Origin of the sequence: Klebsiella sp. HMSC09D12, from assembly GCF_001808475.1 — a bacterium.
GTDB lineage: Bacteria > Pseudomonadota > Gammaproteobacteria > Enterobacterales > Enterobacteriaceae > Klebsiella > Klebsiella oxytoca.
Genome location: NZ_KV793500.1, coordinates 125,562 through 149,981 on the forward strand (window position 1 = coordinate 125,562; position 24,420 = coordinate 149,981).

The 24,420-nt window shown below is 54.7% G+C and carries 18 protein-coding genes; 9 read left to right on the plus strand and 9 right to left on the minus strand.

All coding sequences use genetic code 11. The features are described 5' to 3' along the window. Positions 1 to 11 precede the first annotated feature (11 nt). The 4 genes from HMPREF3178_RS21395 to HMPREF3178_RS21410 all read right to left on the minus strand — a co-directional run bounded on the left by HMPREF3178_RS21395 (position 12) and on the right by HMPREF3178_RS21410 (position 5,523). The gene (locus HMPREF3178_RS21395) at positions 12 to 1,412 is read right to left on the minus strand and encodes a sucrose-6-phosphate hydrolase (RefSeq protein WP_017146431.1); all 1,401 of its coding nucleotides are present in this window, start codon (positions 1,410 to 1,412) and stop codon (positions 12 to 14) included. Beyond that, entirely contained in the window at positions 1,412 to 2,782 is a 1,371-nt protein-coding gene (locus HMPREF3178_RS21400; RefSeq protein WP_004111111.1) for a sucrose-specific PTS transporter subunit IIBC, read from the minus strand. Before HMPREF3178_RS21400 ends, HMPREF3178_RS21395 begins: the two co-directional genes overlap by 1 nt. Positions 2,783 to 2,917: 135 nt before the next feature. Next, positions 2,918 to 4,435: a carbohydrate porin gene (locus HMPREF3178_RS21405; RefSeq protein ID WP_004111112.1), complete on the minus strand. Its 1,518-nt coding sequence runs from the start codon at positions 4,433 to 4,435 to the stop codon at positions 2,918 to 2,920. A 164-nt stretch (positions 4,436 to 4,599) separates the two neighbouring features. Continuing rightward, positions 4,600 to 5,523 (minus strand): aminoimidazole riboside kinase, encoded by a 924-nt coding sequence (locus tag HMPREF3178_RS21410; RefSeq protein WP_017146430.1) that lies wholly within the window; start codon positions 5,521 to 5,523, stop codon positions 4,600 to 4,602. A gap of 389 nt (positions 5,524 to 5,912) precedes the next feature. Between HMPREF3178_RS21410 and HMPREF3178_RS21415 the strand changes: the two genes are divergently transcribed. Together HMPREF3178_RS21415 and HMPREF3178_RS21420 are read left to right on the plus strand one after the other, a co-directional pair. Beyond that, entirely contained in the window at positions 5,913 to 6,302 is a 390-nt protein-coding gene (locus HMPREF3178_RS21415) for a hypothetical protein (protein WP_004099916.1), read from the plus strand. Between the two features lie 312 nt (positions 6,303 to 6,614). Then, positions 6,615 to 7,112: an RcnB family protein gene (locus HMPREF3178_RS21420; RefSeq protein WP_004099918.1), complete on the plus strand. Its 498-nt coding sequence runs from the start codon at positions 6,615 to 6,617 to the stop codon at positions 7,110 to 7,112. Positions 7,113 to 7,207: 95 nt separating this feature from the next. Here the strand turns inward: HMPREF3178_RS21420 and HMPREF3178_RS21425 are convergent, their stop codons facing one another. The 5 genes from HMPREF3178_RS21425 to HMPREF3178_RS21445 form a co-directional block, all read right to left on the minus strand. Next, positions 7,208 to 7,933: a fimbrial biogenesis chaperone gene (locus HMPREF3178_RS21425; protein WP_017146428.1), complete on the minus strand. Its 726-nt coding sequence runs from the start codon at positions 7,931 to 7,933 to the stop codon at positions 7,208 to 7,210. Next, entirely contained in the window at positions 7,930 to 9,261 is a 1,332-nt protein-coding gene (locus HMPREF3178_RS21430) for a fimbrial protein (protein ID WP_017146427.1), read from the minus strand. The genes HMPREF3178_RS21425 and HMPREF3178_RS21430 overlap by 4 nt, the downstream gene beginning before the upstream one ends. Before the next feature lie 16 nt (positions 9,262 to 9,277). After that, entirely contained in the window at positions 9,278 to 11,806 is a 2,529-nt protein-coding gene (locus HMPREF3178_RS21435) for a fimbria/pilus outer membrane usher protein (protein ID WP_070585497.1), read from the minus strand. Positions 11,807 to 11,853: 47 nt separating this feature from the next. Beyond that, positions 11,854 to 12,564: a fimbrial biogenesis chaperone gene (locus HMPREF3178_RS21440; protein ID WP_017146424.1), complete on the minus strand. Its 711-nt coding sequence runs from the start codon at positions 12,562 to 12,564 to the stop codon at positions 11,854 to 11,856. Between the two features lie 161 nt (positions 12,565 to 12,725). Then, positions 12,726 to 13,283 (minus strand): fimbrial protein, encoded by a 558-nt coding sequence (locus HMPREF3178_RS21445; protein ID WP_004099933.1) that lies wholly within the window; start codon positions 13,281 to 13,283, stop codon positions 12,726 to 12,728. Positions 13,284 to 14,756: 1,473 nt separating this feature from the next. Between HMPREF3178_RS21445 and HMPREF3178_RS21450 the strand changes: the two genes are divergently transcribed. The 7 genes from HMPREF3178_RS21450 (at position 14,757) to HMPREF3178_RS21480 (ending at position 24,409) form a co-directional block, all read left to right on the plus strand. Beyond that, positions 14,757 to 15,935, plus strand: coding sequence for a M20 aminoacylase family protein (locus HMPREF3178_RS21450; protein WP_016809107.1), 1,179 nt, complete (start codon positions 14,757 to 14,759; stop codon positions 15,933 to 15,935). A 19-nt stretch (positions 15,936 to 15,954) separates the two neighbouring features. Then, the gene (locus HMPREF3178_RS21455) at positions 15,955 to 16,731 is read left to right on the plus strand and encodes an ABC transporter substrate-binding protein (protein WP_017146423.1); all 777 of its coding nucleotides are present in this window, start codon (positions 15,955 to 15,957) and stop codon (positions 16,729 to 16,731) included. Positions 16,732 to 16,862: 131 nt separating this feature from the next. Further along, on the plus strand, positions 16,863 to 17,816 hold the full coding sequence (locus tag HMPREF3178_RS21460) for an aldo/keto reductase (protein ID WP_004099940.1): 954 nt from the start codon (positions 16,863 to 16,865) through the stop codon (positions 17,814 to 17,816). Positions 17,817 to 18,157: 341 nt separating this feature from the next. Further along, positions 18,158 to 19,240, plus strand: a complete 1,083-nt coding sequence (locus HMPREF3178_RS21465) for a YncE family protein (protein ID WP_017146422.1) — start codon at positions 18,158 to 18,160, stop codon at positions 19,238 to 19,240. A 57-nt stretch (positions 19,241 to 19,297) separates the two neighbouring features. After that, positions 19,298 to 21,499: a TonB-dependent receptor gene (locus HMPREF3178_RS21470; RefSeq protein ID WP_017146421.1), complete on the plus strand. Its 2,202-nt coding sequence runs from the start codon at positions 19,298 to 19,300 to the stop codon at positions 21,497 to 21,499. 140 nt (positions 21,500 to 21,639) lie between these two features. Continuing rightward, positions 21,640 to 23,016, plus strand: a complete 1,377-nt coding sequence (gene pheP, locus HMPREF3178_RS21475) for a phenylalanine transporter (RefSeq protein WP_004099947.1) — start codon at positions 21,640 to 21,642, stop codon at positions 23,014 to 23,016. 151 nt (positions 23,017 to 23,167) lie between these two features. After that, entirely contained in the window at positions 23,168 to 24,409 is a 1,242-nt protein-coding gene (locus HMPREF3178_RS21480) for an MFS transporter (RefSeq protein WP_017146420.1), read from the plus strand. Positions 24,410 to 24,420: the final 11 nt, after the last annotated feature.

A 24,420-nucleotide genomic window follows, 5' to 3' on the forward strand; every position in this document is an offset into this window, starting at 1 on the left:
AAGCAAAACGCTTATTCTACCATGCATGTTCGCAGCGGCCAGTAGCAGAATGCGTCCGGCGCGCTGCCGGAGAAAATCAGCTGCGCCGGATAAGCCGGGAAGCAGCGGCTGCTCATCACCCCTTCGCCGTCGTTGATGAAAATCTCCACGCTCGACCGGTCGATGAAAATCCGCAGCGAACGGACCTCGCCGCGCCAGTAACGATAGTGCATCTCGTCGCCGGCGAGGCTGCGTCGCGCCAGGCGAATCCCGCGGGTATCGCGCTCAAGGGTCAACGCGCCGCCGAAATCGAGGCTTAACGTATCGTTCCGGGCGGTTTGCAGGGCGATTTCCATCGGCGCCAGCGGCAGGGCGTTCCCCAGCCAGCCGTGCGCTTCGCCGCGCAAAGCGGTCAGCTCGCACAGCGGACGCTGGTAGAGCTGACCGTCGATCAACTCCAGCTCACGCAGGCAGGTCATCTGATGGATCCAGCCGTTGGCAAGAGTCGGCTGAAGCATCTCTTCGCCGTCCGGCACGCCCATCCAGCCGACCAGCAGACGGCGGCCATCGCGGGTTTGCATGGTTTGCGGGGCATAAAACTCAAACCCGGCGTCCAGTTCGTGCAGCTCGCGGTGGCTGAAAGCGGCGCGGTCGTAGTCGAAACCACCGGCCATCCATACCGCCGGATAGGTATTGAGGAAGCGCTCTTCTTCGCGAGCCATCCCCTGCGGGCAGCAGATCAGAATATGCTGGTCGCCGAGCGGAAACAGATCCGGGCACTCCCACATATAACCGGCGTCGTCGAGGCCATTGAGGCCGTAGCCGGCGATTTCGCCCTCATTCGTCCACTGATGGAGGTCTGCGGAGCTGAACAGCAGCACCTTGCCGCGCTTTTGCCGATCCTGCGCGCCCAGTACCATGTACCAGCGTCCTTCGTGCCGCCAGACTTTCGGGTCGCGTACGTGGCCGGTGTAGCCCTCCGGCAGGGGCAGGACCGGGCCAATTTTGCGGAAGGTGCCGTCGGCGTTTTCCGTTGCCAGGCACTGCCAGGCGGTTCGGCCGCCATCGGCAAACTTCACGTTGCCGGTATAGCACAGGGTGAGCGTACCGTTGTTATCCACCGCGCTGCCGGAGTAGCAGCCGTTACGGTCATACTCTTCGTCCGGCATCAGCGCAATCGGCTCATGCTGCCAGTGCAGCAAATCGGCGGAGCTCCAGTGCCCCCAGCACTTAAATTTATGATCGCAGGCGAGCGGGTTCCACTGATAAAACAGGTGATAGCGTCCGGCAAATTCGACAAAGCCGTTGGGGTCGTTCATCAGCCCGGTAACTGGCGCATGGTGCCAGCGCGGATAGTGACTATCGGCCAGCGCGCCCGGCTGGCCCTGCATAACGGCCTGCAAAATCGCAGGCAGCCGTGATGGAAGTGACATTATTCAGCGTCCGTTTTGTATTTCAGCACCAGGGAAACCGTAAAGGCGACGCCAAAGGCGATAACCATTCCGATAATGTAGTTCAGCAGCGAGCTGGCCTGCACGATGGCCATGCCGGGGATCGCCGTCAGGCCTACCGCGGTCATGTAGACGTGCATGGATACTACCCACGCGCCGCCCGCCGCGCCGCCGATCAGCGCCGCGATAAACGGCTTCACAAAGCGCAGGTTGATACCAAAAATCGCCGCCTCGGTGATGCCCAGCATGGCGGAAAACGCTGAGGGCAGCGTGATGGCTTTAATTTTTGCGTCTTTGGTTTTGAACCACACCGCCAGGCAGGCGCCACCCTGAGCGACGTTAGCCATCGCCCAAATCGGCAGCAGGAAGTTGACGCCGATGGAGGGATTGCCGAGGAGTCCGGCTTCGATGGCGTGGAAGCTGTGGTGAATACCGGTAATGACGATAACCGAATAGAGACCGCCAAACAGCAGACCGGCGAGCCAGCCGGCGTGGCTAATCAGGGTGCTGAGGACAAACGAAATACCGTCGCCGAGCGCGCGACCGGCCGGGCCGATAATCAGCAGGGCGATAAAACCGGAAATAATCACCGTCAGGAACGGCGTCAGTATCAGGTCCAGGGCATCGGGGATCGCGCGGCGCAGCTGCTTTTCAACGATGCTCATAAACCAGACCGCCAGCAGCACCGGGAACACCGTACCCTGATAGCCGATCATGGCGATTTCGAGGCCGAAGAAGTTCATGGTATGGAAACCGGCGGCGACTCCCCAGGCGTTCGTCAGCGCCGGGTGGGTCAGAATGCCGCCGAGCGTTGCGCCGAGATAGGGGTTACCGCCGAATTCGCGGGCGGCGGTAAAGCCAATCAGAATCGGTAGAATGATAAACGCCGCCGAGCTGCACATATCCAGCATGATGTAGATGGCGTTGCCTGGGTCAACCCAGCCGTAGGTTTTGACCATTCCCAGCAGGCCCATCAGCAGACCGGAAGCGACGATGGCCGGGATAATCGGCACGAAGATGTTTGACAGCAGGCGGGCGATGCGCTGGAACGGGTTAAGCTTTTTCGCCGCGATGTCGGCGGCTTCCGATTTACTGGACTCGCTAATACCTGCCGCCTGAATAAAAGCGGCATAGACTTTATTCACCACCCCGGTGCCGAAAATAATCTGCATCTGCCCGGCATTACGAAAGCAGCCCTTAACCCCTTCAATTTTGCCGATGGCCTGCTGGTCAGCCAGCGCGTCATCAACCAGCACCAGGCGCAGGCGCGTGGCGCAGTGCGCGGCGCTGGCGATATTTTCCTTGCCTCCCAGAAGCGGAAGCAGCGAGCGGGAAATCTGTTCAAAATCCATAGTACCCTCTGAATGCGTAAACATTTTCGTGTTGTCGTCCCGTGTTCACGGGGGCGCAGTTTCTGCGTCATTATTGTGTCCGGGGCGACGAAGGCGTTTTGCCGCCCCGGCGGTTCCTGTCGTCTGATGTAACCGTCAGAACCAGGTTTCCATCTGCATACCGAACGACCATTCGCCGCCCGAGTTAAAACCGTTGCTGCCCAGCGCGTCATCGCTGGCGTAATTATTCAGTTTTTTGCTCCAGTCCATCCAGGAGGTGTAGAAACGAATCTCCGGACGACTGAAGAAATCACCGATGCTGCCGACCTTAAAGGTTGGAGCGAAGGTGAGCTTGTAGAAGCTACCGTTCACCGCATGACGATCGTTATAACCTTCGGGTTTGAGATCCATATACTGGTAGCTGCCTTCGTAGGCGAGGGCGAAGTTCTGATTGATCTCCTGGATCAGGCGCATGTTGAACGTTGCCCACTGGTAGCTATCGCCATCGACATAGCGGTCTTTGCTGCTTTGCGCCAGGATCGCCGGGGCGATAGACCAGTTTTTGCCGATCGGCGTGGTACCGTAGCTGGCAATGCGCCATGTGTCGGCTCCCGAACGAAGGGCGCCGTCAGAGCCGATACCTTTAACCTCTGCGCCCAGGCCGTGACCGTAGAGCAGGGCGGTTTTGCTGCTACCGTCGCGCAGGCCGTAGAAACTGTCGTTATGCAGGCCGAGCAGCGCGTGTACGCCGGTATTTGCCGCATCGCCTTTCACCAGATTGCCGTTGGTATCTTTACGCTCGTCGTTATCTTTCGCCCGCAGACCGCTGACCATCATCTGCAGCGGACCGGCGAAATGGTTCATGGTGAGGATATAGTTCTGCACGCTGTTGCTGGAATCATCGATGTCGCCGAAGTTACGCCCGTAAAGGGAGAAATTACTGCGCAGGCTGTCGTTCCACTTCACGTCGTAGATACCGCCGCCGGTACCGGCGAGAAACACGACGTCAGAGTCGATCCAGTGAATATCAAAGTTGTCGCGGTCAAAACGTTTCCCGGCCCACAGGGTGGAGCCTTTAAACGGCCCGGCGAACGTAGGCAGGTTACCCAGTTCGACAAAGGCCTGACGAACGTTCAGATCGCTGGTGCTTGCCGTCCAGTCGTTATATGTGGTTTGCCCGTCGGCGACCATCACTTTGAAGCGGGTGGTGGCCCCATTATCCAGGGTCTGCTTATGTTCAAGGTTCATTTCAACATAGGTATCGGCCTGGTTTCCCAGACGGCCGATTGCTCCGCCGGTTTCCCCCGCTGGCGTCATGTAGGCTCCGGATTTGGTGCTGGCGCCGGAATCATTCATTATTACGCCGGAGCGGGCGTAGCCGTGAAACTCAAAGCCGCTTTTCTCATCGGCCTTTTTCTCAAGTTTGGCGGTACGCTGAGCCACTTCCTGAGTCGTGTCCTGGTTTTTTTGCTGCTGCGCGGTGAGCTGCTGGACTTTTTTCTCCGCCGACTCGGCGCGGTTTTCCGCCGTTTGCGCCCTGTTTTCCGCTTCCTGCAGGCGCTTTTCCAGCGCGATGAGCCGGGCTTCAATGGTGCTGAGGTCCGTTTGCGCGTGGGCTGAGGCGGCGCCGGTTAGCAAAGCGATAAGAACCGCAAGTGTGCTTTTTCTATACATGCTGGTCGCATCCCAAAAGTAAAATGAAAAGTAGTGTTTTTTGCTAAACCGGTTTAGGCGCTATGTTAAGCCCGACCTTTAACATTTTTAAAATGAATTTGCTAAACCGGTTTAATAAATGTGATGGATGCAACAAAGTGAGCCGCGCAGGGCGGCTTTAACGATTAAAACTGGCGATTAAGATCGCGCTGATAAGGCAGGGCGGTCATCGCGCCTTTCGCCGTTGTCGCCAGGGCGCCGCAGGTTTGCGCCAGCGTGAGGGTCGGTTCCAGCGCGGCGATATCCGTCGGCATCCCGTTGGCGGCAAGGCTGGCGAGCAGTCCGGCGACAAATGCGTCTCCCGCGCCGGTGGTGTCCACGCTGACAACGGGCCTGGCGCTGAAATGGGTAAACTGCTGCTGGAAGGCGGCAAGCACGCCCGCCTTACCCTGGGTCACCAGCAGCAATTCCGGCTGATAGCGCTCGGTTAGGCTGGCGATTCCATGCGCTAAATCATCACTGCCGCTGATGAATACCAGCTCCTCTTCCGATAGCTTCACCACGTTGGCCATCCGCAAAGCGCGATCGAGGCAGGCGTGCAGCAGTTCCTGATCCTGCCAGAGATCCGGGCGGATATTGGGGTCAAAGCTGACCCGACCGCCGGCATATTTAATGCGCTCCATTGCCGCGAAGGTGGTACTGCGGCTGGGCTCGGCGCTGAGCGCAATAGAGCAGACGTGCAGCCACTGCCCGGCGGCAAACGGCGGCAGGTCTTCTTCGGTGAGGAACAGGTCCGCGCTGGGGCGCACCATAAAGGTAAAGGTGCGTTCCCCCTGATCGTCAAGGTCGACTACCACGGTGGAGGTACGGTGCTGGCCGTCGAGGTGCATATGGCTGACGTCGACCTGCTCTTGTTGCAGGGTATGACGCATAAAGCGGCCAAACGGATCGTCGCCGACGCGTCCGATAAATCCGCTGTTTCCGCCAAGGCGGGCGACGCCTACCGCTACGTTAGCCGGCGCGCCGCCGGGGCACTGCAGCAGGCGGCCTTCGCTCTCCGGCAGCAGGTCCACCACCGCGTCGCCCAGAACCCAAACTTTTGCATTCATGCTGAAAATTCTCCATAGCTAAACTTAATTAAACCGGTTTAGCACATTAAAGCATAGCGACAGAGTGAGGGGAACGTTGAAGGCGGAAAAGTGCGATTCCGGGTATAAAAACGTGAGCGGCCTTGCAAAACCGCGGTGATTTGGCCGCGCGGAGGGTCATGCCGATCGCCGCCGTCTGCATAGCGGCGTCGAGCGTCAGCCCGGACGGTTACGCTACGTCGCCCAGGAAAGGAATGCTGGCTGAGCAGCCGGAATCTGGACCCGACAGGTAAAAAGCGGATAGAAAAGTCTTAAAATAGTTTTAAGAACAATCCCTAAAGCCAGACGGCAGAATCTTGTGCCATGCTGAATGCGACTCATAACATTAAGTTCGTTAGAGAGAGGACAATATGAAAAAAGCAATGATTGCGTTATCTGCGATTCTGGTAGCAGCTCCTGTTTTTGCTGCAACGACACACGCAACCGATGATACCGTCGCGGCGGCCCACGAAGGGGCGAACACCGCGAAGGAAAAACTGCACGAGGCCCAGCACCAGGGTGAAGAGCAGCAGCTGAAAGCCAAACATGCGGCAGAAGGCAAAAGCGATAGCGTAGGCAGTGAAGTCAGCGAAGGCGCGCAGAAAACCTGGAACAAAACCAAAGAAGGGACTGAGAAAGGCTGGAACGCCACTAAAGAAGGCACCGAAAAAGGCTGGAATAAGACCAAAGAGGTCAGCAAAGAAGGCTGGGATAAAACCAAGCAGGGTGCCGAAGAGCTGAAAACAAAAGTCACTGAATAATCACTGACTATTTGCTAAAAAAGGTCGCGAAAGCGGCCTTTTTTGTTATTCAGGGCATTTAATTCAGCACCGGGATAATATTGATTAATACGTTATACGGCTCTACCCCCTGGATTCCGGGCAGCATTAAGGCGGCCAGTTCATCTTTTCCCATGCGCGCGGGTAACGCTGTAACAAAGGTGAATGAATGCAGCTGACAAAAAAACAACTTAAACGATGAAGGATATTAGCCAGGAATTGTCCTGGTTATAGTGTTACTCACTATTCCTCCACATTTTCCCGGTAGAAAGGAAATATATCAGGAGGTGTATTATGAAAAAGATTCTTTCACTGGCAATTATTTTATCGTGTACTTTTACTTCCGCCTCATGGGCGGATGGCCCTGGCGGCAACAGCCACGGTCAGCAGCAGGTCTGGCAGCAAGACGCCGGCCGCGGCGGCCCGGACGGCAACCGCCAGCAGGGGGCGCAGGCCAACAACCATCAGGGCAATAATCATCAGGGGAACGGTGATAACCGTGGCCCGGATCGCGGCGATAAAGGGCGCGGGGGCCAGGCGCATGATAGTCGACCTCAGGCGCGTCATGAGCAGGATCACTTTGCGTGGAACGGGCACGATTTCCGCAAAGGTCAGCCGGCTCCGGAACGTTTCCGCGGTAATGATTATCGGATTAACGACTGGAACGATCGCGGATTACCGGCACCACCGCGCGGGCAGCACTGGTCGTATATTGACGGCAACTATGTGCTGATTGCCGCCGCGACCGGGATTATTACGTCTATCCTGATTAACGGCGCGCTGAATAACTAATATCCAGCCACCCGGTTAGCGCGGCGCTGCCGGGTGAACCGCTGCGAGCGGTACGGCTTTAATTGCCTCACAGATATTTTCCCGCGACTTTTCAGTTAGGGCTTAAGTAAGACGGTGTGTTCAACAGAAGCGCCGTCATCATTTAAATAACGAAAGCGGATCTTTTGGCCTGTGGGTGGGTTAGCGAATGCTTCCAACGGATAGATGCGACGGCTATAGGCTTTTGTCATCATATCCATCTGCGCTTTGACCCCTTTTTCCTGACCACCGTTTAACAGAGTAATAGAGGTAAATGAAACGTTGAGAGGAGAAGGATTATCACATTCTATTCCCCAACCGTCATTTTCCTGCCGCAGCCGAAAGTTCAGCTTTGCTGTTGACTCTTCAAGCGAAGTTGCAAGGGCCTTCGGCCGCCAGAAGAGTTTTAACTGGGTATTCATTGCCAGCGTCAGGCGAGCATCCTGCGACTTTTTTCCCTCCAGCGGAGGGATCTCATAGAGATTAATCCAGAACACCGACTCACGATCCGTCGGCAAGGGATCCTGGTTATATATAATGCGCAGCCCCTGCCGCTCTCCGGGTTCCAGACGGAAAACGGCGGGGAGGATGACAAACGGCGCCTGTTCAAAATCAGGATGGCCCGCACCATCGTCGATCCAGCTTTGAATAATCACCGGATAGGCATTGGTATTTGCCAGCATCAGCGTTTTTTCGCGCTGTCCTTCCGTATAGACCATCCTGGTGGCGGCAGGCATGATCCCGGCATAAAGCGGCGCGGCAGAAAGCATGCCCAGCAAGCAGATAAGGGCGCTCTTCATCATTGCATTTTCACCAGTACATAAGCTGTAGCGTAGACTTTACCCGGCGTGATGCTTTGCCCGTTTAGCTTTTTCAGGCTGGCAATGAGTGAGTAAGTGTAATAGGTATAACCGCTTTTAACGCTTCCGGCCTGGGTTGCGCCCTGCATGACCGGGTACCAGCCCGCATTATTGCCTCCCGGCGTTAAGCTGGAAAAACCGGGCTGGCCAACAAAAATAAGCTCTTCGCCAGGCTTGTTGCTATGGGCAAGCGTAATGCCTACGCCCTTAGCCATATCAGCGGAAAAGTAGTTGTCGGATACCAGCGCGCTGACGCCGCCGCTGCCGTTAACCAGCCCGAGAGACTGCGCTGCGCTGTATGCACCTTCAGAAACCTGGAAACCCATCGCTGTTTGGGTGTCGCCAATGCCGGACTGAACGGTATCACTGCATTCAACTTGTACTGAAAAGGAGGAGGTGGCTTTCATTCCCGCTTCCAGTTCCGGGACCGAAATTGTCGGCAGCATCACGATGGGCGTGGCGCTACGGGCGACGCACGTGGGAACGCTGTAAATGGCGCTGCCCGTACGCATGCCGTAACCAAATCCATTATCTGCGCCCCAGAAATCAAATTTTGATGCGCTGTCCTCACCCACTTTGTCATGACTAAAGGAAAAAGAGACTGAGGCGTCGCCAGCAAGCTGAATATAGCTGTTTGGCTGCGTACAGGTATAAATCATGCCTGTGGCTTTACCAAAGGCAATACCGCTTCCGCTATTATTGTTGTTGCCACAATAGGCGGAACTGGCGGATTTGCCCGGCAGCGTGCTGACCCGATACAACTCGGCCTGCAGCGGCGGTATATCCTGCAGGCGAATTTGGATCTTACCGTTAGAAGTGGTATTCCAGCTGGAGAGCGGTAATTTCTTCCAGTAGCGGGTTAAGGTGACGCCGCCCATTGTCTGACGGATGCCAACGTAGGCGAACCACGTCGCATAGACATCGCTTAACCCATCGGGACCGCCAATATCATAGTAACCGCCAATCCGATCGTCACCGTTGGTCGCCACGAGGAAATATATACCGGAAAGATCTGCCTCATCACACTCCCAGAGCACCGTAGAGGCTGTTGCTCCGCCATAGGTATAGTTAGTGGGAGGAACGACGATGCTGGCCAGTAACGAGCCCACCGGCATAAAATATTCATCAGTCAGGTTAATTTTTCCAAACGGAATGATTGCCGTTCGCCCATCTTCCGTTTGAGGCGCGCTGGTTTTGGTGCATCGGCTCCAGCCTGGCGCGGCAGCCAGGAGTAGCATCAGAGTGATACCCAGCTTAATGATATTTTTCATTTCTACTTCGGCTCCATTAACGTGAACAGACTGAGGATAATCTGACCATCGGCTGCTCTGGCTGCGCGCCAGAAATATCAAAAGGTAGCGTGCAGCGTTCTTCTGGCTTATCTCCCCAGCGGACGACAAAGTGCCCCTGGCTTTTTTCGCTACGCACGTATATTTGTCCTCCCTGGCCCGCCATACCGATGACGTTGCCGCTCTCATCCAGAACATCCGAACCCGGCGGCAATGATTCGCCGCTGGCTAATCGGGCTTTAATTAACAAGGCTGTACCGCTACGGGTGCGAAAAACCACTTTGCTGACGGAGCCTGCCAGAGGGGCAACGCGTTTTTCGCTGTCCACCAGCTCGGCGCTACCGTCCATATTTTGCGGATCCAGCGTGACCCGGTTGTAGCGATATGGCGTCAATGAAGGGACCAGCGCATAACCCTGGTTATCAATCGTCACTTGTTGAGCGTTAAGCACTTTCGCTCCCGCTGCGCCTTTCGCTTCAACGAGGGCAAAAGTGTCGCCCAGATACGGGCCGAAAGTGAGGCCGCCGGAGTGAATAGCCAGTGCGCCCTGGGCGCTGCCGGATGCCTGCCAGTACCCGTCGCCTTTCGAAGCGTTCACTCCAACGGTGGTATCCGAGAACCGTTTTTGCAGGTTGCCGCTGAAGACGGTGTTGCGGTACTGCTGATCGCGACTGATATTCAGGCCATAGCTGGCCGTTTGCTGTTCATCAATCACCCCGTTCAGCGAACTTTGATACTGATCGCCGCCATCGGTCGAATGAGTCCAGGAGGTGCTTAATGTCGGCGCTCGCGTGCTGGAGGTGCCCAGCGGTATTGAGAATGAGAGCGAGGTGATGGTTTGCATGCTACCGTTATCGCCATAGCTGCCCATACGCTGACGGCCGACGGACAGGTTGGTGCTGATGCCGTGAAAACTGTTGCTATAGCCAAACTGTAACTGCGTATCTCGATTGCGGCCATCACGGTAATCCTGCGTCGAACCCGACAAATACAGGCTGCCAAGCTGGCCAATGCTTTGGCTCAATGAAATATCGAATCGGGAACGCTGGCTGTAGGTGGACGATTGCCAGCTATCGCCATAATGTGTGCTATCGCGCAGGCTGAGCACATCGCTAAGGTCGCGATAGCCGCTGGTCGAATAGCGGTATCCGGCAAGGGAGACCGTCGTATCCGTCTCCTGAAACGTTTTGCTCCAGGAAAGGTGCGTCATCCAGCCTTCGGTATAGCCGCTATCGGGAACCTTTGCATGCGACCAGGTGAGGTCCATGCCCAGGGCCCCCAGCCAGCTACCGTAAACGCCGCCGAACATGATTGCCTGGTAGGAGTCTGCGATGCGCAAACCGCTGTTCATAGTGATGGCGTTACTGAGGCCTCGCTGCCAGGTTATGTCGCCGAATAGCGATTCCTCGCCGGTATCGCGGGTTTTCCCCAGCTCGAAGTTGTAGCGGGATATGCCCGCCCTCATCGATTCCGGTACGGCGGAGAAGGGGACGCTGAAGCGGCTGACCGATCCGTCCGCTTCGCTCACCTCAACGTCGAGATCGCCGCTATAGCTCGTCGGATAGAGGTCTGTAATTTCAAACGCTCCCGGCGCGACCGTTGTCTGGTAGATTTCCTGACCATTTTGACGGACGGATACTTTGGCGTTAGTGACGGCAACGCCACGAATAACAGGAGCGTAGCCGCGTTGAGAATCAGGCAGCATCCGGTCATCTGTAGCAAGGCTGAAGCCGCGGTAGTTCAGACCGGAAAAGAAACGACCTGCCGTGACCAGCTCGCCCGCCGTGAGTTGGCTGCCATATTCGGGTAGAGGTCTCTGCAGGAAGCTACGGATATTTTTCCAGGTACTACCGCCATCGCGGCTCCAGTTTAAATTGGATAACTGCCGATACTGCCATTTTCCAAGATTGATCCCGCCACTTAGCGAAGCCCAGGCCGAGTCCTGATTGCCGCTATTCTTTCCGGAATAGGAAACATGATAATAGTTGCTGATATAGTTTACGAAACCGACTGAAGTCCCCGAATCCAGCTCTTCCGGGTCAACGTACCCGCGAGGCGCTCTGTCCATTTCTGTCTGGGGAACGCTGAGATTAAGACGTAGCTGCGCAACGTTCATATCCACGCTACCGCCTTTTACTACCTGCTTTAAAAAATAGCAGCGGGGGGCTGATGATGAATTGGCGGCGGTTGGCGGCGTAAGTTTAATACCCGCACTTTTGAAAAAGGTCTCAGGTAAGCAAGGAGAAACCGAATCGTCATTGAGTTTGATGAATTCAACTTCAATATTATCGACAAAGTGGCTATTTACAGAGACATCGACTCTGTATTTCCCCGGAGCGATGCTATTTTTCTTCACCAGCTGTGCGAGAGCCGACTGGCTGAATCTTCCACCGCGAAATAATTCAGGCTCGAAAATATAATCATCGGCCGCAGATGAGTCGGACAATGCATTTTCCGGAGTGCTATCCGCTGCGTACGATCCGGAGATTGATGCTATTAAAGAACATAAAACAAGAGTGTATTTCACGCTACTCCGCCTCCGAATCGGTACGGTATCATTTTTATTATTGCGTTCTATAAGGTGCGCTCGTTGATGACATCTATGCCGTAATCATTGACCAAAACTAACCGCAGACGTGCGCCCTTGAGGCCGGACACCGGGTCTGAGGGTAACCACTCTGCGGATGATTGCGGCGCGACCATTTGCCTATCAGCTAGCTTAATTTCGCGACCGTTAATCACTAAACTGGCGCGACGGACAACGGCAAAGTACCCAGCAGAATTAGTGACTTTTATTTTTTTGCCGCTAAGCGAAAAGGTCATTTTCTTCGCCGTCTCTCCCGGGGTTCCTTCTATTCCCTGAGGGCGATAAAAAATTTTAACCCGATTGGTGATGGCTAAAACGAGCTGATTACTCCCACTTTTTTCCGATTTTGTCGCCGGAAGTTGGGTGAAATTCATATAAAAAATTGATTCTTTATTTTGCGGTAGACTATTGCCAATATACTTTAGAAGAACCGTTTGCGCGCTGCCCGGCTCCATGCGAAATATATTGGGCGTCAGCAGGAAGTTGCTATCTTCTTCATCAGCTGGTTTCTTTTCACTGCCATCGTCGACCTGAACCTGAACAATATAAGGTTGCTGGTCCGGATTCTTTAGCTGGATAGATTTATTGCTAACCTGAGCAGGATAAATAATACGCGTCCCGGTCATCACTACGCTAGCACAGACATGATGACTCAAGCATAAAAGAAGCATTGCTACCAATGAGAAATAAATGCGCATCCTTCGCTTTCCTGTATTAAATTAGTACCCTAAGTCTGAGTTTAATTTGCTGCCAGAAGAGATATGTTTGGCATCGCAGCGAAATCTATCGCACACGATACAAAGAAACCGGGTGAAAACTCTGGCTGGACGAAAATGTCTCGCCAGCCAGAGCTGCGCAATTAGAAGTAGCTCAGCGTATATTCGGCTACAGAGGTAATTTTACCCGGGGTAGCGCCTGTCGCTTTAACGACATAATAACGTGCACCGAACTCGTAGCTTGCTTCAGTTTTGGTTGCTTTCAGTACCAGTCCGTTAACAGCCGTTGGGCCAGAGAGCACTACCGGATTTGAACCATCGCTTGAAGCCGTTAACTGAATACCAAATCCGACGGCGGCATCGCTGGTTGCGCGGTTGCCCAGAACGCCGGAGCCGGTATCCACATCATAGCCAAGGAATTTCGTGGCAATGTTAATATCGGTCGCCGGCGCAGTACAATCGCTGATAGAGACGGTGAATGGGGTCAGTCCAGCCGTTTGTCCATTGGCAAGGGTAGGGCCGAAGTCAGTTGTGGCTACGGTAGGCAGCATGACGACAGAGCTGGTTTGCCCGTTAATGCTGACAGAACAGGTCTGGTCGGTGACTTCCCCTTGAAAGGTAACGGTTGGGGTAGCAAAAGCTGCGCAAGGCAACATACCGAAAGCAGCGATAATTGCTATCTTCTTGAACTGATTAGTCATTTATATATCCTTATCTAATTTTCAAAACAGGCCTCGTGATACGAGGCGTTATTACATCAACTGGCTATTCGCCTGGCTATGTAGGCCTTTCAACGCACTATTTAATAAATTTCTTTATCTCTATATTGCGGTCTTTATCAGGAGCATTAACAGAAAGTGCGTCCATGTAATATTCACGCTTCCTGAAGTTACATATTTAATCCTGGTGGTATTTTGTGAAAAGAAAAGCCGCCTCTTTTATAGGATGTTCTGTTGCGGTGATGATCTGTCAGCTTTTTCTTTTCGTTACCGATGCTGTTTGTCGGGCTCTTTGTGCTAACCGTATTGTCATATTTATCATTCCCACGGTTAGAGCTAACGTAATTCTTTAGTACGCCGCACGTCAGTGAATTTATATTTTCAATGTGAAAAGATTATAAAGATGGGAAACCTCCTGGTGCAAGTCAAAAAGGCCTGGGGCTCTTATCTATCCAGGAATATTCCTAAATAAATGTTTTTGCCAATGCGCAAACATTAGCGATGTTGTGGTATTAAACTCTAAGGTTGTGCATGTTCATAGTTGAAAGCTCTGATTTTAGTATGTTTTAAATTGTCTTTAATTCAGGGTTTATATATCTATAAAATAAATGTTCAATTGTGCGGTTATACATTTCATCTATCAAAATCCTGGTCATTACCTCCTGATTGACTGTTTATATTAAATTTGATTTGTTGGGTGGTGTGATATTTTTTGTGTGAATGCTATTTATCTATGGCATATTCGCTTGTCAATACGAGCCCTGGAGGAGGGTACGCCATAGGGAAATAACCCCGCGAAGCGGATTAAAGGCTGATATTGACTTAGTTAATCAAATATAAGTCTTTTACGCTTGTCAGCCTGGCTTTCAAACGGAAGTATATGACTTTAATTATTTATAAAGCGGGATCTCGGCGCGGCTGATGTCTTAACGTCAATGGTTTAAAAAAACTTTGCTGAATGGAATACTGTGACGCTATTTCACATTATGCATGTACGGCATTTTTATGATGGTTTGTCAATTCAGCTCTTTATCTCATGCAGAAGAATGAGCAACTCATCACTGTTTGAGGTTGAGATAGACGATTTTCGGTTACCGAAAACGGGATCGGCATATTCAGCCTCCTGGAGCGACCCGCGCGGCCTGGTTCCGTCTGACTGCTGGTGGGGTGGATGGAGTAAAATATTCTAGTTAAGCGGTTTGTCAGACGTTTCATGGCGAAATGTTGCTATTTTTATAGTCTGATCTCCTGACGTCGCTGTTAATTTTAGATTATTGAAAAAGAATAGCTATATCTAAAGTTATGCCTTGAGCCAGTACCGTGAATTCACAAAATTCATCATTATGAGTAAATAAGATGATGCCTCCTTCCTCTATCACAAATCCTACTTGCATTAAGCCTCTGACAAGTTAAGTTATTCAAACTGAATATCTCATTTTTTGCCCGGAGACCGGCATGACCGACTGTGTAATTCCCGAAATTAAAGCCACTGAAGAAGAAATGATTGCGATCCGTCATTATTTACACGCCAATCCGGAATTAAGTCTGGAAGAGTTTAATACCAGCGAGCTGGTGGCCGGAAAACTCACCGAGTGGGGCTATACGGTGACCCGCGGGCTGGCGAAAACCGGGGTAGTCGGAACCTTAAGCAAAGGCGATTCTCCGCGCACTATCGGCCTGCGCGCCGACATGGACGCGCTGCCGATTTTCGAAACGACCGATCTCCCGTGGGCCAGCACCGTTGCCGGGAAAATGCACGCCTGCGGCCATGACGGTCATACCACCATTCTGCTGGCGGCGGCGAAGTATATCGCCTCTCCGGCCTGTCAGTTCAACGGCACGGTTCACCTGATATTCCAGCCTGCCGAAGAAGCTATCGGCGGCGCGGATTTAATGATTAAAGACGGCCTGTTTGAGCGCTTTCCCTGCGAGCGCATCTTCGGCCTGCACAATATGCCGGGCCTGCCGGTGGGGAAAGTCGGCTTTTACGCCGGTAATTTTATGGCCTCGGCGGATACGGTAAAAATTACCATTACCGGCTACGGCGGCCACGGCGCGCACCCCGAGCGCACCGTCGATCCGATTGTCACCGGCGCGGCGCTGGTGATGAATCTGCAAAGCATCGTTGCGCGTAACGTACCGCCGGGCGAAACCGCGGTAGTGAGCGTCGGCACTTTCCAGGCGGGCATTGCTTCGAACGTCATTCCGGAGAACGTGGTGATGGAGCTGAGCGTGCGGGCGATGAAGCCGGAAATCCGCGACCTGCTGATTAAACGTATCAAGGAGCTTGCTGATTTTACCGCCAAAAGCTACGGCGCCAGCAGCGAGGTAGAGGTCTTTGACTCTTATCCGGTACTGACCAACAGCGTTGAAGAGACCGAATTCGCCAAAGCGCTGGCGCTGGAAGTCTTTGGCGAGGAGGGCGTGCTGGAATCCATCTCGCCGATGAACGCCAGCGAAGATTTTGCCTTTATGCTCCAGCAGCGCCCCGGCTGCTACTTCCTGCTGGGCAATGGCGAGAAAGGCGGGAAGGGTAGCTGTATGGTGCATAACCCTGGCTATGACTTTAATGACGATATTATTTCCACCGGCGCGACGCTGTTTGCCCGGTTAGTTGAAACACACTGCCGTTGATCTCTGGAGTCCATAAATAATGAAAAAATCTCTTCTGCTGTGGGTCGCGCTGATGGCCTCAACCTCAGCCCTGGCCGCAGAAAATAAGGAAATTCGCTTTGGCGTCGACCTGACCTTCGCGCCGTTTGAATGGAAAGATCCGCAGGGTAAGCTGCAGGGTTTTGATATTGACCTCGGCAACGCGATTTGCGCACAGCTGCAGGCGAAGTGCGTGTGGGTGGAAAGCAATTTCGACGGTATTATCCCGGCGCTGAAAGCGCGTAAGTTCGATGCGATCCTCTCCGGCATGTATATGACCGAGAAACGCAAAGAGCAGATTGGCTTTAGCGACAAGCTGTACAACGGCCCGGTATTCCTTGTCGCGCGTAAAAACACCCTGGCCGGAAACACCGTCGAGCAGTTGAAAGGCAAAACCATCGGCGTCGAGCAGGGATCGGCGCAGGAGACTTACGTTAATCAGCACTGGCGTCCGGCAGGAATCAATATCGTCGCCTATCAGGGGGCGGATCGCGTGGTTCAGGATCTGGAGTCCGGGCGTATTGACGGCGCGGTGCTTTCCGGCATGATGGCCGACTACAGCTTCCTGCAGCAGCCGCAGGGGAAAGATTTTGCCTTCGTTGGCGGACACCTGAAGGACGACAAGCTGTTCGGCGCCGGCGCGGCGATTGGCCTGCGCAAAGAGGACGATGCTCTGCGCCAGGAGATTAACGGCGCGATTGCCACTATTCTTGCCGACGGCACTTATAAAAAGCTCGCCGGGAAATATTTTAGCTTTGACGTCTATTCCGGGACATAATGTTGTTATGCATTCAGCGGGCGCGGAAAGCCCGCTTCAAGCTTCCTTTTCTTACTATCCCGTAATTGTCCTTTTCTGGCCCTCACGGCGTTCCGAAGGATACTGAATATAAGCGATAAGGAGTGAACGGCATGATCACACGTCCCCTGGGCAAAACCGGATTTTCCATCGCCCCGCTGGTGTTTGGCGGTAACGTTTTTGGCTGGACCACCGATGAAAAAACCAGTTTTGCCATTCTTGATGCGTTTATAGACCACGGCTTCGATGCTATCGACACGGCGGATGTCTACTCCCGCTGGGCGGATGGCAACCGGGGCGGCGAGTCTGAAACCATTATCGGCCGCTGGCTACAGGCGCGGCCAGGCATGCGCGAGAAGGTGAAGATCTTCACCAAAGTGGGTTCCGATTTAGGCCTTCCTGGCCATAAAGGGTTGAAAAAAGCCTGGATCCAGCAGGCGGTAGACGATTCGCTCCGTCGCCTGAACACTGATTATATTGACCTCTATTTTGCCCACTGGCCGGACCCGGAAACGCCGGTTGCCGAAACGCTCGAAGCCTTCCACGCCCTGCAGCAGGCGGGTAAAATCCGCGCGATGGGCGCCTCAAACCTTGACGCGCAGCAGCTGTCGAGCGCGCTGGAGGTGTCGCGTAAAAGCGGCCTGCCGTCCTGGCAGGTACTGCAGCCGGAATATAATCTTTATCATCGCTCGGCTTTTGAAGGCGCGCTCTGCGACTTGTGCGTCAGCCGCGAGATCGGCGTGGTGACCTACTACAGCCTGGCGTCCGGCTTCCTGACCGGTAAATACCGCCAGCAGTCCGATCTGGCGCAAAGCCAGCGCGGCAGCCGCATCGGTAAATACCTTAATCCTCGCGGGCTGCGTATTATTGATACCCTGGATGAGGTCGCGGAGCAAAATGGCGCTAAACCTGCCGAAGTCGCTCTGGCCTGGCTGATGACCCGCGAAGGCGTGACGGCGCCCATCGCCAGCGCCACCAGCATTGCACAAGTAGAGAGCTTTGCCCGCGCCGCCGCGCTGAGCCTGAGTGCGGAACAGCTGGCGCGCCTGGACACCGCCAGCGCGTAGTCATTGAGGCCGGATCCTGTCGGGTCCGGCCCTCTGCCTCTCAGCGTTTTGTCGCGCATTGTTCCTCACCTTCAGCTCATCCCTCTGCGGCGAATCCCTTTCACCGAAAAATGAAACGTTTTTCCATTCGCCAAAAGCCAGGCTTGATTACGATAAGATAATGCGTATAGTTCTCATTCTTCTTCTTGTTTGCGGTTTTGTCAGGAGATAACCTGCGTTCGTCGCGGGCTCACAGGGAAACGGCGAAGGCACAGGATGGGGCTCACAGGCGCAAGACCGGAAACGTTAATTTCGGCGGCGGAGTCACTATCGGATCGTTGATTTTGTTCAGGATTGATCTTATGAAATGCACTCTCTCGGCGCTGGCGCTGGCTATTTCTGCTGTCTTAAGCGGCTGCGCCGCCACCCATACCGTTCCGGCTTCTCAACACGTGGCTGAAAAAAGCGCGGTTACCCCCGCACAGCCGCTGAAGCGCGAGCTGGCGGAGGGGCTGTATGAAATGGCGCTCAGCCCGAAAGGCGATGCGCTATACGTGGCCAGCGCTGAAGGCTTTAAAGATGTGCAGGGCGGGGCGGTCTATAAGCTGGACCCGACGACCCTGAAAACCCTCGGTATGACCCACACAGACCTGAAAAACTTTGCCGTACAGCTTAGTCCGGATGGCAGTACGCTGTACGTGACCAACTCGCTGGACGGCGGCATTAGCGCCATTGATACCGCCAGCGGCAAAGTCAAAAAACGCCTGCTGTTCAGCGAGCGTAACAAAGAGGGATTCCCGTACGGCGCGCGGCAGATCCTGTTGCTCAATAACACGCTCTACGTGGGCGCGGTGGCCGATCCGGCACAAATCTGGGTCGTCGATGCCGACACGCTGAAGCTGAAAACGCGGATTAAAAATACCGGCAAATGGATGACCGGCCTGCACTATTCTGCGCAAACCGGACGTCTCTATGCGGCAAACGGCAGCGGCGAGGTGTTGGTGATTAACCCACGCAACAACCGTATCGAGCAGCGCTGGAAGCCGCTGGGCGCTAAGCCAGCCCTGCTGCTGAATATGGCCGAAGATAGCGCCACCGGCCGCCTGTTCGTCACCGACAACTCGCAAGCGAAAACCACGCTGGTGCTTGATATCCATACCGGTAAGCTGATTAAGCAGCTGGAAGTGGGCGATTCGCTGGCGGTGCAGTTCAATCCAAAGCGCAACGAGATTTATATTTCCCAGCGTGAATCCGGCAAAGTAATCAGCCTGGATGGCAGCAGCTACGCGTTAAAAAAATCATGGGATATTCCGGCTAACCCCAACAGCCTGCTGATCTCCGCCGACGGGCAAACATTGTTTGTCACCGTCAAACAGCCGTTCAATAAAGATCATTCGACGAAAGGGCCGGACAGCGTTGTCCGCATTGACCTGACCGCAAAATAAAAAATCTGGCCCGGCAACGGGCCCCTGGCTTTATTTTCCTATCTATGGGACCAAATTATGCGTAGCTCCTGCTCTCCGGCCTTCCCACTGCGAAAAACGCTGCTGGCGTTAACCGTTGGCGCGATCACCCATTCAGCCGCTGCGGTAGAAAACGACGCCGGCGAACGTCAGAAAAACGAAGAAACCATGGTCGTTCAGGCGACGCCCGACAGCCGCTTTAGAGCCGGCGGCGACCTGGTGGTGCCCGCCTATCTCGACGGCCAGGTCGCCAACGGCGGCCGCCTCGGAATGCTCGGCGAACAAAACGCGATGGACGTTCCGTTCAGCATTATCGGCTATACCTCGAAGCTGATTCAGGATCAGCAGGCGAAAACCATCACCGACGTAGTGAGTAACGATGCCGGGGTTCAGCCGGTGCAGGGTTACGGTAACTACGCTGAGACCTACCGCATTCGCGGCCTTAAATTTGACGGCGACGATATGACCCTGAGCGGGCTGGCGGGCGTGGTGCCGCGTCAGGTAGTGGATACCGCCATGCTTGAGCGGGTGGAAATTTTTAAAGGCGCCAACGCCCTGCTGAACGGCGCAGCCAGTTCCGGCGTCGGCGGCATGATCAACCTTGAACCCAAGCGCGCGGAAGATATCCCGACCGCTCGCGTGGGCGTGGACTATACCTCAGATTCTCAGGTCGGCGGCTCGCTGGATTTGGGTCGCCGCTTTGGCGATGATAACCAGTTCGGCGCGCGGGTGAACCTGGTGCACCGCGAAGGCGAGACGGCGGTGGAGAGTGATAAACGCAGAACCACGCTGGCTTCTATTGGTCTCGATTATCGCGGCGAACGCATGCGCAGCTCGTTTGACTTTGGCTATCAGAAAAAAACCTTCCACGGCGGCCCGATGGGGATCAACATTTCGGGCGTCGATTTTATTCCGCGCCTGCCGGATAACACCCACAACTACACGCAAAAATGGGCTTACAGCGATATCGAAAATGAGTTTGGTATGCTGAGGATGGAATACGACATTGTCGATAAATGGACCGCCTATGCCTCTTTAGGCGCGCAGCACGCCCATGAAATCGGCTTATATAGCGCGTCGAAGCTCATCGACCGGGCGGGCAACGCCACGGCGGGGCGCCTGGATACCAACCGCTATATTGATACCGCCAGCGGTATGGCCGGGGTACGCGGCGAGTTCGCCACCGGTTTTGTATCGCACAAAGTCAACGTCGGCTATTCGGCGAAAACCCAAAACGATAAAACCGCATGGCGGATGTCGAAGGCGGCGGATAACCCGCTGGTGAATATCTACGATACTCAGCAGGTTGCGCCTCCAGCGAACGCTTCCTTCGGCGGCGATTATTACGATCCGCTGACCAGCGGCCGTACCCGTTCCCAGGGCTGGCTGCTGAGCGACACCCTCGGCGTGCTGGATGATACGCTACTGTTCACCGCTGGCGCGCGTCATCAAAAAGTGGTGGTGCGCAACTACGATAAAACCACCGGCCTGCAAAGCGATGCGTATGACGACAGCCGCTGGATGCCAACCTATGGAGTGGTCTACAAGCCGTGGCAGGTTATCTCTCTATACGCCAACCATACCGAAGCCCTGCAGCCGGGCAGCAACGCGCCGAACTCCGCCGCTAACTATGGGGAAAGCGTCGGAATTATTCACTCCAAACAGAACGAAGTCGGGATGAAGGCGGATTTTGGCCGCATTGGCGGCTCGCTGGCGCTGTTTGAAATTAAAATGCCGTCAGCATTCCTCGATAGCCAGAAACGCTATGGCCTTAACGGCGAGCAGCGTAATCGCGGCGTGGAATTTAACGTTTTCGGCGAACCGCTGTACGGTCTGCGCCTTAACGCCAGCGCGACCTGGCTGAAAGCCGAACTGTCGAAAACCAAGGATGGTATCAACGACGGTAAAACAGCGATCGGCGTACCGGGGTTCTACGCGGTGCTTGGGGCAGAGTATGACATCAAGCCCATCGACGGTCTGACCGCCACCGCGCGCCTCAACCATTCCGGTTCGCAGTATGCCGACCAGGCGAATAGCAAGAAGATTGATAGCTACACCACCCTTGATCTCGGCGTGCGCTATCGCCTGGCGCTTAACGAGAACCAGAACCAGATGACGGTGCGTGCGGGGGTGGATAACGTGACGGATGAGAACTACTGGTCCGGCGCGGATGACAGCGGAACCTATCTGTTCCGTGGCGAACCACGGACGTTCAAGGTTTCGGTCGGCTACGAGTTCTAAGCAAAACGCTGGGGCGGGCAGGGCTGCTCGCCCCTTGTGATAAATCAATGAACGTATGAAGCCAGGGCATCTGCGGCTTGAAGTATGACGGGGATAAGTGTTACAAGGTGCCCCTTCATATAAACACACAGGGGATCGACGTGAAAGACGCGTCAACGCCGTCGGATGCCGTAGAGGAAAGCGGCCCGACGCTTCACCGCGGTTTACAGAACCGACATATTCAGCTTATCGCCCTTGGCGGCGCCATCGGTACCGGCCTGTTTCTCGGCATCGGGCCAGCCATTCAAATGGCGGGACCGGCCGTACTGCTCGGCTATGCCGTCGCCGGTATCATCGCATTTCTGATCATGCGCCAGCTTGGCGAAATGGTCGTCGAAGAACCGGTTTCTGGTTCCTTTGCCCACTTTGCTTATAAGTACTGGGGGCCGTTCGCCGGCTTTCTTTCCGGCTGGAACTACTGGGTAATGTTCGTGCTGGTCGGGATGGCGGAACTGACCGCCGCCGGGATCTATATGCAGTACTGGCTGCCGGACGTGCCGACGTGGATCTGGGCCGCCGCTTTTTTCATCATTATCAACGCCGTCAACCTGGTGAACGTGCGTCTGTACGGCGAAGCGGAGTTCTGGTTTGCGCTGATCAAGGTGCTGGCGATTATCGGCATGATCGGCTTTGGCCTGTGGATGCTGTTCGGCGGCCACGGCGGCAGCAAAGCGGGCATTGATAATCTGTGGAAACACGGCGGTTTCTTCGCCACCGGCTGGCACGGCCTGATCATGTCGCTGGCGGTCATTATGTTCTCCTTCGGCGGGCTGGAGCTTATCGGCATTACCGCGGCGGAAGCCCATAATCCGGAAAAGAGCATCCCGAAAGCGGTTAACCAGGTGGTATACCGTATCCTGCTGTTTTATATCGGCTCGCTGGTGGTTCTGCTGGCGCTCTATCCGTGGGTGGAAATTAAATCCGACAGCAGCCCGTTCGTGATGATCTTTCATAATCTGGACAGTAACGTGGTGGCTTCAGCGCTAAACTTCGTTATTCTGGTAGCGTCGCTGTCGGTCTATAACAGCGGCGTTTATTCCAATAGCCGGATGCTGTTCGGACTGTCGGTACAGGGTAATGCGCCGAAGTTTCTCGCCCGCGTCAGCAAGCGCGGCGTGCCGGTTAACTCCCTGCTGCTATCGGGAGTCATTACTTCGCTGGTGGTGCTGCTTAACTACCTGCTGCCGCAAAAAGCTCTCGGTCTGCTGATGGCGCTGGTGGTAGCGACGCTGCTGCTGAACTGGATTATGATCTGTCTGGCGCACCTGAAGTTCCGCGCCGCCCAGCGGCGCAAAGGGCGCGAATCGAAGTTTAAAGCCCTGCTGTCGCCCGCCAGCAACTATATCTGTATCGCCTTTCTTGGGCTGATCCTGGTGCTGATGTGCACGATTGACGGTATGCGCCTGTCGGCGATTCTGCTGCCGGTCTGGATCCTGTTCCTGTTTGTGGCCTTTAAAACCCTGCGCCGTTCGGCGTAGGGCGATCGCCCCGTCGTCCGGCGGGGCATTATCTCTTTTTATTGTGATCTTCTTCGCGCTTAGCGTATTTTGCCCGCGATCTTCTTTTTGTAATCGATTACTTTTTATTTGAGCGTATTTGTAATCGATTACTTTTTTGAGGGCGGTCGAAATGGTCACAACAACCGAAGGTCGTGAAACACCCCGCGTAGCCCACCGTTTTCTGGTGCCGCGGCTGTCGTTAATGATGTTTATGCAGTTTTTTATCTGGGGAAGCTGGTCGGTGACGCTGGGGTTGGTGATGACCCGCTATGAGATGTCGCTGCTGATTGGCGATGCCTTCTCCGCCGGGCCGATTGCCTCTATTCTCTCACCGTTTGTGCTGGGGATGCTGGTCGATCGCTTTTTCGCTTCGCAGAAGGTGATGGCGGTGATGCATCTGGCCGGAGCGGTTATTCTGTGGTTTGTCCCGCAGGCGCTGGTGGCGCAAAACGGCGCGCTGCTGATCGGCCTGCTGTTCGGCTATACCCTGTGCTATATGCCGACGCTGGCGCTGACCAACAATATCGCTTTCCACAGCCTGGCGAACGTCGATAAAACCTTCCCGGTGGTGCGCGTCTTCGGCACTATCGGCTGGATCATCGCCGGTATCTTTATCGGCGTCACCGGTATCTCTGATACCACCGGCATTTTTACCCTGGCGGCGCTCTGCTCGGTGGCGCTGGCCGTTTATAGTCTGACGCTGCCGCATACGCCGGCTCCGGCGAAGGGGACGCCGGTACAGTTTCGCGACCTGCTGTGCGCCGACGCTTTCGCGCTGCTAAAAACGCGCCACTTCCTCATTTTCTCCTTCTGCGCGACGCTGATTTCGATTCCGCTCGGGACCTACTACGCCTACACCGCCTCTTATCTGGCGGATGCCGGGGTGGCGGACGTCAGCACCGCGATGTCTTTCGGTCAGATGTCAGAAATCTTCTTTATGCTGGTGATCCCGCTGCTGTTCCGCCGCCTGGGGGTTAAATACATGCTGCTGATCGGCATGGCGGCGTGGTTCGTACGCTACGCCTTCTTTGCCCTTGGCGTCAGCGAAGAGGGGCGGTTCCTGCTCTATCTGGGCATCCTGCTGCACGGCGTCTGCTACGACTTTTTCTTTGTAGTCGGCTTTATTTATACCGATCGCGTGGCCGGTGAGAAGGTCAAAGGCCAGGCGCAGAGCATGATTGTTATGTTCACCTATGGCATCGGTATGCTGCTGGGATCGCAGATCTCCGGCGCGCTGTATAACCATCTGGTCGCCGGCCAGAGCGTGCCGCAGGCGTGGGTGACCTTCTGGTGGATCCCGGCGGTGGCCGCTGCGGTTATCGCGCTGATTTTCCTTTTCTCTTTCCAGTACAACGAGAAAGAGCAGCGTTAATTTTTCAGGAG

Excerpts from the sequence above, each read along its gene's own strand:
- HMPREF3178_RS21420 (WP_004099918.1), top strand. The coding sequence starts at position 6,615 with ATGAAAAAGATTCTTTCACTGGCAATTATTTTATCGTGTACTTTTACT.
- HMPREF3178_RS21450 (WP_016809107.1), top strand. The coding sequence starts at position 14,757 with ATGACCGACTGTGTAATTCCCGAAATTAAAGCCACTGAAGAAGAAATG.
- HMPREF3178_RS21425 (WP_017146428.1), bottom strand. The coding sequence starts at position 7,933 with ATGATGAAGAGCGCCCTTATCTGCTTGCTGGGCATGCTTTCTGCCGCG.
- HMPREF3178_RS21465 (WP_017146422.1), top strand. The coding sequence starts at position 18,158 with ATGAAATGCACTCTCTCGGCGCTGGCGCTGGCTATTTCTGCTGTCTTA.
- HMPREF3178_RS21410 (WP_017146430.1), bottom strand. The coding sequence starts at position 5,523 with ATGAATGCAAAAGTTTGGGTTCTGGGCGACGCGGTGGTGGACCTGCTG.
- HMPREF3178_RS21405 (WP_004111112.1), bottom strand. The coding sequence starts at position 4,435 with ATGTATAGAAAAAGCACACTTGCGGTTCTTATCGCTTTGCTAACCGGC.
- HMPREF3178_RS21455 (WP_017146423.1), top strand. The coding sequence starts at position 15,955 with ATGAAAAAATCTCTTCTGCTGTGGGTCGCGCTGATGGCCTCAACCTCA.
- HMPREF3178_RS21395 (WP_017146431.1), bottom strand. The coding sequence starts at position 1,412 with ATGTCACTTCCATCACGGCTGCCTGCGATTTTGCAGGCCGTTATGCAG.
- HMPREF3178_RS21470 (WP_017146421.1), top strand. The coding sequence starts at position 19,298 with ATGCGTAGCTCCTGCTCTCCGGCCTTCCCACTGCGAAAAACGCTGCTG.
- HMPREF3178_RS21480 (WP_017146420.1), top strand. The coding sequence starts at position 23,168 with ATGGTCACAACAACCGAAGGTCGTGAAACACCCCGCGTAGCCCACCGT.
- HMPREF3178_RS21415 (WP_004099916.1), top strand. The coding sequence starts at position 5,913 with ATGAAAAAAGCAATGATTGCGTTATCTGCGATTCTGGTAGCAGCTCCT.
- HMPREF3178_RS21460 (WP_004099940.1), top strand. The coding sequence starts at position 16,863 with ATGATCACACGTCCCCTGGGCAAAACCGGATTTTCCATCGCCCCGCTG.
- HMPREF3178_RS21440 (WP_017146424.1), bottom strand. The coding sequence starts at position 12,564 with ATGCGCATTTATTTCTCATTGGTAGCAATGCTTCTTTTATGCTTGAGT.
- HMPREF3178_RS21430 (WP_017146427.1), bottom strand. The coding sequence starts at position 9,261 with ATGAAAAATATCATTAAGCTGGGTATCACTCTGATGCTACTCCTGGCT.
- HMPREF3178_RS21400 (WP_004111111.1), bottom strand. The coding sequence starts at position 2,782 with ATGGATTTTGAACAGATTTCCCGCTCGCTGCTTCCGCTTCTGGGAGGC.
- HMPREF3178_RS21445 (WP_004099933.1), bottom strand. The coding sequence starts at position 13,283 with ATGACTAATCAGTTCAAGAAGATAGCAATTATCGCTGCTTTCGGTATG.